We start from the raw sequence: 12,580 nt of genomic DNA, 5'->3' as shown, positions 1-12,580 counted from the left end.
TGGTATTACCAACCAAAAGTTGTAAGTCTGTACATTTATACATTAGAGGTCTGAGGCGGCTTTTGATGGTATGCCAACAGTGTTCTATGGGATTCAAATCTCACTTTTACCCACAACTTTGAGAGGTCATTATGCGAAGCATAACCATGCTTTCCCTGAGGTTTTCATAACCACGCCATAGAGTCATAGTTCCTGGTAAATTATCACTTTTTCTATTCATAAATCCACCTAATTTTCCTAACCAAATAATAGCTTGTTTTATGTTTGGAGGTTCTTCTGGCAATTTGGCTACTTTATGCTCACGTATGTAAAGGGTTTTCCACTCTTCATTACTTAAAACCTTAGTACAAACCTCCATAGGATTCGATAAAGCGATTTTTGTTAAATATAAAATATTAAATGCAATAATGCTCTTTATAGCGATTAATTTCTCTAATCTTTCTTTTGTAGCTAAACGAGAGCTTTCTACCTTACATCCTGATTTTAAAATCCTAAAATACTCCTCGATTTTCCATCTTAGCTTATACCAATTTATCCTTTCTATAGCATCTAAAGTGCTATTAACTGGTACATTAGTCAGCAAAGTCCAATCAATAGCTTCTACTCTTTCAGGAGGATTTGTTTCTTTGGCACTTACTACATATATAGCGATTTTATCACTTATTTTATGCTCTGTATCTTTCGATCCATAAATGTAAGGAGATCTGATAGGTATATAGCCTTTCATATACCTGACTTCAATGTTAGCTTTTCTTGAGATCTGGTATTTATTTTCAGCAACATTCAAGACAATTTCCTTTTTTACAGGCAGTTGAGTTATACGTGTTTGCAAATCCGTTTTTCCCCCTTCAATACAGATGAATTTCCTATTAGTTCGGTTGCGGATTACATAAAAACTGTCCAATGATTCAACAGTCCATAAAAACTTAAAAATATCTGCTTCCCTATCACCAATAGTAATACCAATTCCCGCTATACAAGCAACGAATAGAAAATAATGGAAAAAAGCCATACTGAAGTAAGTAAAATAGCGAGGTTTAGATGGCATTAAGATCAAAATTATTGGATGAAAAAGTGGTGAAATCAGCAAAAGAGATGCTGAAGAGAGTAAGAAATAATGCGTATGTTGCAAAAAAACTAAATGCTGTAATTGCAGCAAAAAAGCACAGTATAACAGCTGTAGCAAAAATATGTTGCATTTCGAGAAAGGCAATTACTACATGGATAAAGCACATAAAATTTGGAAGAGAAGAAAAATTATTTGCTCCACCTCAACGCCGTAGAAAAACTATATTGAACCAAAGTCAACTTGAACGAATTGAGTTGTGGATAGAGGAAAACCCCAATATTACTATTAGAGAAATGAGAATAAGAATCCAAGAAAGATTTGGTTTGAATATCAGCAAATCCGCAATACATCGTAATATGCAAAGAATGAAATTCTCATATATCACACCAAGACCAGTTCATAGTGGACAAGATAAAAACAAGCAAGAGGAGTTTAAAAAAAAACCTCAATGAAACTATTGTCATGCATTCTGAAAAAGAGCTATTTTTCTTCGATGAATTACGGTTTGGTACACATTCAAAAGTTGGACATGGGTGGTTTAAAAAAGGCAGTAGGACACAGGTTAAGGTAAAATTAGGTAGGGAAAATTTTTATCTCTATAGTACAGTTAATCCTAGAAATGGAGAGAATTTTAGCTTATTTGCACCAAACGTCAACACTGATTGTATAAATATATTCCTTGAACAGATGTCGTAATATTTAGGAATACGAAAGGCTTTTCTCTTGATGGATTGCGCTAGTTGGCATAAGTCAAAAAATTTAAAGGCACCTAAAAATATCGAAATTATATACCTACCACCATACTCACCTGAACTCAATCCTGTTGAGAGGTTTTGGTTATATATAAAACAGAACATTTTACGCAATAAAATCTACAATACAATTGTTCTGCTTGAATGCGCTTTGTGTAAATTTATTACCTCTCTTTCCCCTTCCACGGTTAAACAACTCTGCTATGCTTCTTATTTGGTTCATTAATAATGAGAATTGGTATAACAAGCTGTACACCTTCTGCGAGGTTATTTAGGGTTTCTTTTAGTGCCGCTATCCACTTATAGCTTTCTTTCTCCTTTATAGCAGTACGGTATTTCCTGTTTGCTTTTTCTTGGGCTGTTTCTTCCCTGATAGAACGTGCCCAACACTGTTGAGAAGATAGCCCTAAAGGTAATCCGTCTTTGTTAACCATTAAGTTACTGTGCAATAACAAACCCTTTTTATATTTTGTATAGGCTTTAGAAATACTACCTAGACCCTTAGTCTTTATATGAGAGTCAAAATCCAAATAACTTGTATCTTGAACTGAAAATACCAGCTCATTTCCTTTTATCCTTTCCATAGTTTCTTTATAATGGGAAGAATAAATTTCCTTAGCTTCAAGCTTCTCATTGCTAAATAATCTGTATGCACCTTTAGCTTCTTTCCATCCTACACAGCTTTGACTAATTGACCCAGACGCCTTATTCTCTATTAAATAGCTTGTTTTAATAAGTCTTGTATTAAGCCTTACATCTCCCAGATTAACATGTCTCAACTCTTTTTCTAGCCATTTATCTCCTAAGCCATCAGCACATTGTACATTTCTATTTACTTCACACATTTTTACCTCATCTTAAGTATATTTTTCTCTATCTTACTTGCTTTTTATACTTGTGGGTAAAAGTGAGATTTGAATCCCATAGAACACTGTTGGCATACCATCAAAAGCCGCCTCAGACCTCTAATGTATAAATGTACAGACTTACAACTTTTGGTTGGTAATACCATAATGGTAATTTATCATTCATTTTAGAAAATACTATATAATTGCATATGCTGTGTTACATAGTGGTATCACGACGAAACCAGAGTGTATTGTCAAAAATATTGAATTGTCCAAATTTTGGGATGATTATCAGAATGAGATGATGAACGTCAGACTTAGTAACAGCACTATATCTTTATATCAGTTTTTGCGGGAGACTGATAAGAATAAATTAGCAGGGTACTTATTTGACCAAAACTATGATTTAAAAAGATATTTAGAAGAAAAGCAATATGAAAAGGATCTTCCTATATGTGCTAATATTATAACAGGCCAACTTCATAAGGCAATGAAAAGAAAAGATTTATTATATAGAAGTGACATAGTTATGAATCATTCTGTTGATTTGAAAGATTTTCCACAAGAAATGAAAAGTAAAATCACTAATTACTTAACAAATGAAGAGTTAAGAAATGTTATTAGAGCACCTTTTAGTATTCCAAATCAGAATTTGGATAATCCAAGTGCTGAACAACTTCAAGCAGCTGCTCAAGCTCATAATTAGAGTAATGTACACAGGCCCATGCTCATTATAAAAGGAGAAAGTTTTACCATTACCCTGGTGATAAGTTGAATTGATGTTTATATAGTATAGATATTTATACTAAGCTGTAAGAAATTAGAGCTATTTTATGTATCAAGAACAAGAAAATTCAGTAAGTAATTCTCGATTGACTCTTCCTCATATGGAATTATCGTTGAGAGCCAAACAAGATACTAATCCAACAGATAATGAAGGTCTTGTCCCTTTACATTATGCTGCTTGCGGAAATCGCTTAGAGCAAGTGAAATTATTGCTTAAAAACGGAGCAAATATTAATATAGCAGATAATTCTAGCAAGACTGTTTTACATTTATCTGTTCTCAAAGGCCACACAGAGATAACAAAGTTATTGCTTGGAGATATGGAGACTCCAAGTACAAGCTGCATCGATATAAGCATTGAAGAGTTACAAGTAATACCAATTCTCATTATTAATGAACCAAATAAGAAGCATAGCAGAGTTGTTTAACCGTGGAAGGGGAAAGAGAGGTAATAAATTTACACAAAGCGCATTCAAGCAGAACAATTGTATCGTAGATTTTATTGCGTAAAATGTTCTGTTTTATATATAACCAAAACCTCTCAACAGGATTGAGTTCAGGTGAGTATGGTGGTAGGTATATAATTTCGATATTTTTAGGTGCCTTTAAATTTTTTGACTTATGCCAACTAGCGCAATCCATCAAGAGAAAAGCCTTTCGTATTCCTAAATATTACGACATCTGTTCAAGGAATATATTTATACAATCAGTGTTGACGTTTGGTGCAAATAAGCTAAAATTCTCTCCATTTCTGGGATTAACTGCACTATAGAGATAAAAATTTTCCCTACCTAATTTTACCTTAACCTTTGTCCTACTGCCTTTTTTAAACCACCCATGTCCAACTTTCGAATGTGTACCAAACCGTGATTCATCGAAGAAAAATAGCTCTTTTTCAGAATGCATGACAATAGTTTCATTGAGGTTTTTTTAAAACTCCTCTTGCTTGTTTTTATCTTGTCCACTATGAACTGGTCTTGGTGTGATATATGAGAATTTCATTCTTTGCATATTACGATGTATTGCGGATTTGCTGATATTCAAACCAAATCTTTCTTGGATTCTTATTCTCATTTCTCTAATAACGCTAATTCTGGATTAAGGAAGGAAGAAAGTATAGGAAATGGAAGGCTTTTTGGATTTCAAGGAATAGGAAATGAGAGTAGAAAAGATGTGAACCAAGAAATTAACGGGAGATCTATGGCGAGTATGTTCAATTTCAAGTCTATTTTTGAGGTAGCCAAAAATCGTCTCAATGATCGACCTTTTTCTCAGCAAAATCTTTTCATGTAGTGAAATTAATGCGTTTTTCATCCCCTTTTTCACCTTGGTAACAAGTTTCAAACCGCGGTTAAACAACTCTTGGAAAAGCTCTTTTTTAATATAGCCTTTATCACCAAACAAAAGACCGGTTAATTTCTTAGTTAGGTTTGCTACAGGCTCTCTATCGTCAACATTACCTCTTGTAAGCGTAAAAGCTTGAATTTCACCTTTCTCGTTAATTATCAAATGTAGTTTAAAGCCGAAAAACCAGCCATATGTACTCTTGCTTAATTTTGCAATTCCAGCAAAAACCTTATTTCTTGATATTCTTTTTGCATGGCAAACTGCAATAGGAGTTGTATCTATGTATGAGATTCCAGTAAGTTCTGACCATCCGCAAAGGCACTGTAATAGCATGGCTAAATGCCACAAAACCCTGGACTTTAGAGCAACAAACCTAGTGTATGAAGGCAACTTCGAAAACTCTGATTTGTAGAGCAATGTTAGGTAATGCAGGTAGAAAGCCTTAAAATTTTCACAGGGAGATTGCTGATACAGGAGGATTATTGTGATAATTTCCGAATGTGTAATTTCTGGCACTCTTGTGGGTTTTTACCGTTTGGCAGTAGTTTATCTGCAAAATTTTTCTCTATATCTCTGCAAAAATCATCGACCAGACAAAACAGTTTTGTTATATCTTCCATGGGTAACCTCATCTATTTTTTTCTATTTGTTGAGTTTACCCTACTCTCCTGACTTTTCTATTCTCTTTTTAATCCAGAATTAGCGTTAATAGTAATATTGGGGTTTTCCTCTATCCACAACTCAATTCGTTCAAGTTGACTTTGGTTCAATATAGTTTTTCTACGGCGTTGAGGTGGAGCAAATAATTTTTCTTCTCTTCCAAATTTTATGTGCTTTATCCATGTAGTAATTGCCTTTCTCGAAATGCAACATATTTTTGCTACAGCTGTTATACTGTGCTTTTTTGCTGCAATTACAGCATTTAGTTTTTTTGCAACATACGCATTATTTCTTACTCTCTTCAGCATCTCTTTTGCTGATTTCACCACTTTTTCATCCAATAATTTTGATCTTAATGCCATCTAAACCTCGCTATTTTACTTACTTTAGTATGGCTTTTTTTCCATTATTTTCTATTCGTTGCTTGTATAGCGGGAATTGGTATAACTAGTAAGTCTTATTATTAGAGGGTAGATGAAGTTTACTATCTCCTAAATCGTATCTGTTTAGATTCATGTGAAATCAGTCCTTTTTTTCTTGTCATGAAAGTAGCTGACACTGGGATCCAGTTTGACGAAAGCGCTCTACAACGTTTTTTGTGAAAAAGCCAGTGTCAGGCACTGACCATTTGTTGCTACGTTTTTGTCTATCTTATTTTGCCACCCTGCTGAACGGATACCCTAAATCATGTAGCTAAATGAGTTAACTATTTTTCTTGCTAACTAAGGTGTTGTAAATTTGGTCTACATCAAAACTCATCTTAGGGCACCAAATAGGGCCATCTAAGTGTGCCTCGATATAAAGAGGACTATTATGATTTGGTAGTATGAAAAAGAGTCTGAATATAGAAGTTAAGGAGAACTTAGATAAGATTAAATTAGAAGAGATAGAACCTGATGCTTGATCGATACTAAACTGTGAACTAGTTGAACATACACCACTGTTAATACTTACTTTTCCATTAATATTTTCAAAAAGCGTACTGCCATTATATATATCAACGTAAGCAAGCTTGGAAATTTCAGGTTTATTCTTACTGCTTAACAACTTAGTGATGAATGAATTAAAATCCACATTTGTAAACTCTATTTTCTGTGCTTGAAAGTTTACATTTCCTGATAAGTTACTAGCCCAATCATCAAAGCTTGTCCCTTGAGTTTTGATTTCACCACTTAAGCTTATCTTGCCATTTATGTTATTAACTCCTATAACTTCCTTGGTGTCCAAATTTGCAATAGAAAATTTTATGTGAATTGAGCCTGCTTTTAGATAACCCTGAAAAAACATTTGTCCATGTTCTAGTATGTAACTTATCTTTTTGATAGTGATAGTGCTGTTTCTTATCACTGTATCCAAGTTAAAATCTTTTAAGACGTTTTGCCCAATTTTAAATTCTGTAGTTTTGATTTGCACGTTTGCATCAAAATCTCCTTTCTCATCTAAAAAATTAAGCTGCTTTGTTGACCATTGAATTTGATTTATTTCATTTCTTGAGTTTCTTTTTACCTCTAATAGTTTTGGTAATTTAAAGATATTTCCATTAAATTTATTACCTGTAAGGTTTACGTCTAATAAAGGCTTAGTGTATTTTTGATCCACTAATATTTTTACACTACCGGTAATGTCGAAATTTTCTCCGAATAACTTTATTTTATCTGCAACTAGCTTGTTCTCTTGTATTTTTAATGAAAAATCCAAATCTTCAATTTTTGTACCATTGAATATAGAATCTTTAACACTAGTTCTTATATTTACATCATATTTAATATTTTTCAGCCATTGCACTTTGCTGAATAATGAATAATCATATTTATCTATATTGATGTTATCTATGCTAAATTTACTATAGATCATATTGTGTTTTTTTGTGTGATTTACCTTAATTGATCCTTGCCAAGATTCTTTGTTATTTAGCAATCTGATATCTGAAAGAGATAATATTCTAGGTGCTAAATATAGTTTAGAACTTGCTGTAAATTGACTTTTCTCTCTTTCTTGCATCTTGATAGAAGGTAAAATATGTGAAATGAACGACTCACCCTTTATCAATATATCACCATTAAATTCAGATAAGTTGCCGTTGTTTGAAACTTTTCCTGATAAGCGAGATATATTATTGGTTCCAAGAAACTGAAGAAGAGTATCAACGTTTATTTCGCCATTAGCAAATTTTAGCGTAGCATGAAATTTGTCCAATATCCTGTTTTGATATTGAATATTTGAAGCTTCCATATTAAAATCCAAGCTCAGGTTCTTTGGCACAACCTCTCTAAAAGATTCTAAAAGACCCTTCATATCTGTTGTTTTGTGTGAGCCGTTTTTTAGGTCGACTTTACTAAAACTAATATTGATATTAGTATGATCACTTTTTCTATCATTTTGTATTATACCAGTGCCTTGCATGCTTTTGGACTCAATTTTTAAATTAGTTGCCGTAAACTCGCTTTCATTGAGATTGATATTGGATGATATCTCAATATTTTCGCTGGGAATCACATAAGAAAGGAAGCTAAGATTAATGATTTTTGCCAAGCCGCTCATAGAATCAGAATTATTATTAATCGTCAATACTAAATTGCCCTTGAGCTCTTCTTGATTTCTATTACCTTTAAATAGCAAATTTGCAAAATTTGAATCAACACTAATGTGTACATTATTTTTTGTGACATTAACCTTTCCAGAAAAATCGTAATTGTTGTCACCAATCTGTACTTCACCAAAAAACTGCTTATTTTTTTTTATAGCAACTTCCTTGATATTAATAGTATCGGCATTAAAACTTATTTGGCTGTCCTTTATTAATATGTCAACTGTATTATCATTGGCTTTCGTATTTATAATATTAAGTAAATTTTCTTTGTTGCTTTTCATGCCCAAAAATGAGATTGACTCTGGTTGCAATGAAAATGAAAACAACGATAATAGCGATGGCCTTATTTCAATTTTTTTTGCACTAATTAAATCTGATAATTTTTGTTCCTTATTTTTGTTATATTGTACATATACATTGTAAATAGTAAGTTTTGGAGTAATGAGCGAAACTTCAATTTTTCCTCCAACATGTACTTTAGCATCATACGTCTTCTCTAACTCTTTTACGATATATTCTCTGTAGCCACTCCAATCCTTAAAAGTTGCAGCAACGTGCATGAGAATTAATAGCAACGAGATTGATAATATGGCGTATAAAGAAAGTTTCATAATAGACCTCTCATTCCAGCATCCCTTCTCTTCTTGTCATCCCAGTCTGGGATCCAGGAAATTTGATTAGACATTAAGTTAATTAGCAAAAAAGTAGCTATTCTTATGTTAAAGCACAGCATTTTTACATGAGAAGCTGGTCTGATGAGCACTGGGTTCCCAGTAGAAATTGCTCTCAAACCACAACACTTATACAGTTGTGTGTGTGACACTGTAATCCAGTGTGACTTAAATAAGGTTTTCCAGATTATATAATCAACAAAATTTCTGGATCCCAGTGTCAAGCACTGGGATGACAGGAATAGGTGCTGGGATGAAAGGAATAGGTTATGGGATGAAAGGAGTGGATATTGGAATAGTAGCTGAAATGACATATAGCAATACAAAGGGTGTAATTTACACATATTTCAAATTATTCAAATTTCCTCTAAAAATTAGGTAAAGAGTGCTAGAATAAATAATAACACTCAAAGCTATTAAAGTTACTAAATAAACAATACGAGCTAGCCCTCTATCGAAAAACAACCCTGCTGATAAGTAATTAGAGAGATAAAGAACTATTGACATAACCAATGTTGCAGTGAGAATTTTTACAATATTTAGTAATAATGCTTGGCTAAGCTTGTACATCTTATTTATTGTTAAATAATTAATCAATAAAATAGAATTTATCCAAGTGGAAATGGAAGTAGCAATAGCAATTCCTATATGTTGGTATTTGTTCATTAATAGGAGATTTAGTATTACGTTAATTCCAAGGCACGTTAATGAGAACATAGTTGGTATTTTTAGCTTTCCCCTAGCAAAGAATGTGGGTAGCAATACTTTATTTATAATAAATGCGGGTAAAGAAAGAGAAAATGCTACTAATGTAGGAACAGTTTGCTGCACTGCATAATAATCAAATCGGCCGTAAGAAAAAAGCGTAAGTAAAATCATGTCAGGAATAATGATAAAAGCAGCAGTTATTGGCATAATTAATATTAACCCTATATTAAGGGCCTTGTTCTGTATTTTGACTATATTCTCAGTATCATTTATTCGTTTTGAAATCATAGGAAGAAGTACTGTACCAATTGCAGTGCCAATTACTCCTTGCGGTAGTTGATTTAGTCTATCGGCATAATATATATAAGAAACTGCATTTGGTATAAAACTCGCCATGATTGTGTCAATCCATACACTTATTTGTATCACACAATTGTTGATAATTGCAGGTATTACACGCTTGAAAAACAACTTCACTTCGTTACTTAATTCTAAACTAAAAGAAAAGAAAGCCTTTAATTTGTATGCACTAAATATTATTAAAAGTAGCTGCAAAATCCCTCCAATCAGGACGGCTATAGAAAGGTTATGAGCCGGTGTTTTAATGTAAGGTAAAAACAAACTGATGATTAAACAGAGGTTCAAAATGATTGGTGAAATAGCTGTTGAAGCAAAATGCTGTTTTACTTGCAACATTCCACCAACAAGTGATACGATTGACACGAAGATTATGTAGGGCATCATAATTTTCGACAAAGTTACAGTAAAGGTAAATTTATTTTGGTCAAATCCAGGAGTGAAGATTTTGATCATGTAAGGGAAGAAGGTTTGTGTGATAAGGCAAAAAATTACTAGAATAATAAACGTAATGGATATTACACTACTTGCGAAATTAAATGCCTTTTTATTATCATATGACTCTGCAGAGTATAATGGTATGAATGAGGTAGTAAATGCCCCCTCTGCAAAAAACGACCGAAATAAATTAGCAAAGCGAAACGAGGAAAAGAATATATCTGCAAGAGAGGTTGCACCAATAACCGTAGCAATCAATACATCTCTTATTAGCCCTGAGATTCTTGAAATAGCTGTAAAAAAACTAAATGTGAAAATACTTTTAAACATATCATGGTGTCAATACGATTGAGTATAATGATAAAAGCATGAATGAAAATATTTAAAACCCTCTGCAAAAGGAGGTAGCTTAAATAATTAATTGACTATTTGTGCTCGTATGTTAAAAATTTTATATCTTGGCGGGCGTAGCTCAGTTGGTAGAGCGTCAGTTTGTGGTACTGAATGTCGCCAGTTCAATCCTGGTCGCTCGCCCCACTAAAAATTTTCACTTTACATAAATATAAACATTAGATATTTTTGCACGGCCGTTAGCATTCCTTGTTGCTCTAGTATTTAGATGGTGGAGGGGAAGTTTGCAATTTAGAGTAAAAATGATGCCTATTAATTAGTGAGAGGGATTGTATGTATATTTGTTTGTTAGCTTATAGTATAGTGTCAGCACTAGGAATATTAGCTTGGTGGTTGAGTTTTGACACTTCATCACCTTTAGCCATAGGTGCAATTGCTGGTTCTATAGCTCTAGCATTGATTGCGGTTTTGCACGTAGGATGTTTGCTATATAAGTTTTGCAAAAGAGATCCTATTGAGGAAGATCATGGAAAAATAGCAATTTTTTTGGGTATGGCTATACCTATAAGTACTATGATTGGGGCAGTGCTTAATGCAAGTGTGATTGCTGTTCTTCCTAACCCAGTAGTAACAGTGATTATCTTAGTAAGTGCAATAACAGGGCTAATAGCAACAATTATGGGGGTTTATGTAGCCATATCTTTAGTGCATTGTGCAGATGAAGCAGCAATTACATTTGCAGCAAGTGCAACTTCGATTACAGATTCTACATTTGTTAGAATATCTCAGGAAGAAGTGGATGAGCGTATTACCTCTCCTACAGTTGAAAAAGTTTCTTCTGTAAAAGAGACGATAATTTGAGCTAATACCAATTCCCGCTATACAAGCAACGAATAGAAAATAATGGAAAAAAGCCATACTGAAGTAAGTAAAATAGCGAGGTTTAGATGGCATTAAGATCAAAATTATTGGATGAAAAAGTGGTGAAATCAGCAAAAGAGATGCTGAAGAGAGTAAGAAATAATGCGTATGTTGCAAAAAAACTAAATGCTGTAATTGCAGCAAAAAAGCACAGTATAACAGCTGTAGCAAAAATATGTTGCATTTCGAGAAAGGCAATTACTACATGGATAAAGCACATAAAATTTGGAAGAGAAGAAAAATTATTTGCTCCACCTCAACGCCGTAGAAAAACTATATTGAACCAAAGTCAACTTGAACGAATTGAGTTGTGGATAGAGGAAAACCCCAATATTACTATTAGAGAAATGAGAATAAGAATCCAAGAAAGATTTGGTTTGAATATCAGCAAATCCGCAATACATCGTAATATGCAAAGAATGAAATTCTCATATATCACACCAAGACCAGTTCATAGTGGACAAGATAAAAACAAGCAAGAGGAGTTTAAAAAAAAACCTCAATGAAACTATTGTCATGCATTCTGAAAAAGAGCTATTTTTCTTCGATGAATCACGGTTTGGTACACATTCAAAAGTTGGACATGGGTGGTTTAAAAAAGGCAGTAGGACACAGGTTAAGGTAAAATTAGGTAGGGAAAATTTTTATCTCTATAGTACAGTTAATCCCAGAAATGGAGAGAATTTTAGCTTATTTGCACCAAACGTCAACACTGATTGTATAAATATATTCCTTGAACAGATGTCGCAATATTTAGGAATACGAAAGGCTTTTCTCTTGATGGATTGCGCTAGTTGGCATAAGTCAAAAAATTTAAAGGCACCTAAAAATATCGAAATTATATACCTACCACCATACTCACCTGAACTCAATCCTGTTGAGAGGTTTTGGTTATATATAAAACAGAACATTTTACGCAATAAAATCTACGATACAATCGTTCTGCTTGAATGCGCTTTGTGTAAATTTATTACCTCTCTTTCCCCTTCCACGGTTAAACAACTCTGCTATGCTTCTTATTTGGTTCATTAATAATGAGAATTGGTATAAGTTAGTTTGTAACACTGGAATCTGTAAAATTT

At 33.2% G+C, this 12,580-nt stretch carries 8 protein-coding genes, 1 tRNA gene and 4 pseudogenes; 6 read left to right on the top strand and 7 right to left on the bottom strand.

Annotated elements, in window-relative coordinates; all coding sequences use genetic code 11:
• Positions 1 to 106: 106 nt before the first annotated feature.
• Positions 107 to 1,048, bottom strand: a complete 942-nt coding sequence (locus O1Q06_RS04570) for an IS4 family transposase (RefSeq protein WP_410542222.1) — start codon at positions 1,046 to 1,048, stop codon at positions 107 to 109.
• Between O1Q06_RS04570 and O1Q06_RS04565 the strand changes: the two are divergent.
• Positions 1,042 to 2,047, top strand: a pseudogene (locus O1Q06_RS04565) (IS630 family transposase). The gene O1Q06_RS04570 and the pseudogene O1Q06_RS04565 sit on opposite strands and share 7 nt — an antisense overlap.
• On the opposite strand, the gene O1Q06_RS04560 reads toward O1Q06_RS04565, so the two are convergent.
• Positions 2,010 to 2,666, bottom strand: coding sequence for a transposase DNA-binding-containing protein (locus tag O1Q06_RS04560; RefSeq protein WP_410542221.1), 657 nt, complete (start codon positions 2,664 to 2,666; stop codon positions 2,010 to 2,012). The pseudogene O1Q06_RS04565 and the gene O1Q06_RS04560 overlap by 38 nt on opposite strands.
• Before the next feature lie 217 nt (positions 2,667 to 2,883).
• Here O1Q06_RS04560 and O1Q06_RS04555 point away from each other — a divergent pair, with 217 nt between their 5' ends.
• Both O1Q06_RS04555 and O1Q06_RS04550 read left to right on the top strand, forming a co-directional pair.
• Entirely contained in the window at positions 2,884 to 3,375 is a 492-nt protein-coding gene (locus tag O1Q06_RS04555) for a PRANC domain-containing protein (protein ID WP_410542220.1), read from the top strand.
• Positions 3,376 to 3,502: 127 nt separating this feature from the next.
• On the top strand, positions 3,503 to 3,883 hold the full coding sequence (locus O1Q06_RS04550) for an ankyrin repeat domain-containing protein (RefSeq protein WP_410542219.1): 381 nt from the start codon (positions 3,503 to 3,505) through the stop codon (positions 3,881 to 3,883).
• On the opposite strand, the pseudogene O1Q06_RS04545 reads toward O1Q06_RS04550, so the two are convergent.
• The 5 genes and pseudogenes from O1Q06_RS04545 to murJ all read right to left on the bottom strand — a co-directional run.
• Positions 3,846 to 4,538, bottom strand: a pseudogene (locus O1Q06_RS04545) (IS630 family transposase); the annotation flags it as partial. The gene O1Q06_RS04550 and the pseudogene O1Q06_RS04545 sit on opposite strands and share 38 nt — an antisense overlap.
• A 15-nt stretch (positions 4,539 to 4,553) precedes the next feature.
• Positions 4,554 to 5,422: pseudogene (locus O1Q06_RS04540) on the bottom strand (IS982 family transposase).
• An 87-nt stretch (positions 5,423 to 5,509) separates the two neighbouring features.
• A pseudogene (locus O1Q06_RS04535) lies at positions 5,510 to 5,824 on the bottom strand (IS630 family transposase); the annotation flags it as partial.
• 340 nt (positions 5,825 to 6,164) lie between these two features.
• A complete protein-coding gene (locus tag O1Q06_RS04530; protein WP_410542218.1) occupies positions 6,165 to 8,663 on the bottom strand; it encodes an AsmA-like C-terminal region-containing protein in 2,499 nt (832 codons plus the stop codon).
• A 396-nt stretch (positions 8,664 to 9,059) separates the two neighbouring features.
• On the bottom strand, positions 9,060 to 10,556 hold the full coding sequence (gene murJ, locus O1Q06_RS04525) for a murein biosynthesis integral membrane protein MurJ (protein WP_410542217.1): 1,497 nt from the start codon (positions 10,554 to 10,556) through the stop codon (positions 9,060 to 9,062).
• Positions 10,557 to 10,687: 131 nt separating this feature from the next.
• On the opposite strand from murJ, the gene O1Q06_RS04520 reads away from it, so the two are divergent.
• The 3 genes from O1Q06_RS04520 to O1Q06_RS04510 all read left to right on the top strand — a co-directional run bounded on the left by O1Q06_RS04520 (position 10,688) and on the right by O1Q06_RS04510 (position 12,530).
• A tRNA-His gene (locus tag O1Q06_RS04520) sits at positions 10,688 to 10,763 on the top strand.
• Positions 10,764 to 10,910: 147 nt separating this feature from the next.
• A complete protein-coding gene (locus tag O1Q06_RS04515; protein WP_410542216.1) occupies positions 10,911 to 11,438 on the top strand; it encodes a hypothetical protein in 528 nt (175 codons plus the stop codon).
• An 86-nt stretch (positions 11,439 to 11,524) separates the two neighbouring features.
• Positions 11,525 to 12,530, top strand: a protein-coding gene (locus tag O1Q06_RS04510; RefSeq protein WP_410542215.1) for an IS630 family transposase whose coding sequence is annotated in 2 segments (ribosomal slippage) — positions 11,525 to 11,986 and positions 11,988 to 12,530 — 1,005 coding nt in all. Because the reading frame shifts where the segments join, the coding sequence is not laid out codon by codon here.
• Positions 12,531 to 12,580: the final 50 nt, after the last annotated feature.

Origin of the sequence: Wolbachia endosymbiont of Tetranychus urticae, from assembly GCF_046529255.1 — a bacterium.
Lineage (GTDB): Bacteria > Pseudomonadota > Alphaproteobacteria > Rickettsiales > Anaplasmataceae > Wolbachia.
This window is presented reverse-complemented; position numbering and strand designations above follow the sequence as displayed.

What these genes read in the sequence shown, in the direction of transcription:
- O1Q06_RS04515 (WP_410542216.1), top strand. Translation starts at nt 10,911, where the DNA reads ATGTATATTTGTTTGTTAGCTTATAGTATAGTGTCAGCACTAGGAATA.
- O1Q06_RS04530 (WP_410542218.1), bottom strand. Translation starts at nt 8,663, where the DNA reads ATGAAACTTTCTTTATACGCCATATTATCAATCTCGTTGCTATTAATT.
- O1Q06_RS04570 (WP_410542222.1), bottom strand. Translation starts at nt 1,048, where the DNA reads ATGCCATCTAAACCTCGCTATTTTACTTACTTCAGTATGGCTTTTTTC.
- O1Q06_RS04560 (WP_410542221.1), bottom strand. Translation starts at nt 2,666, where the DNA reads ATGTGTGAAGTAAATAGAAATGTACAATGTGCTGATGGCTTAGGAGAT.
- murJ (WP_410542217.1), bottom strand. Translation starts at nt 10,556, where the DNA reads ATGTTTAAAAGTATTTTCACATTTAGTTTTTTTACAGCTATTTCAAGA.
- O1Q06_RS04550 (WP_410542219.1), top strand. Translation starts at nt 3,503, where the DNA reads ATGTATCAAGAACAAGAAAATTCAGTAAGTAATTCTCGATTGACTCTT.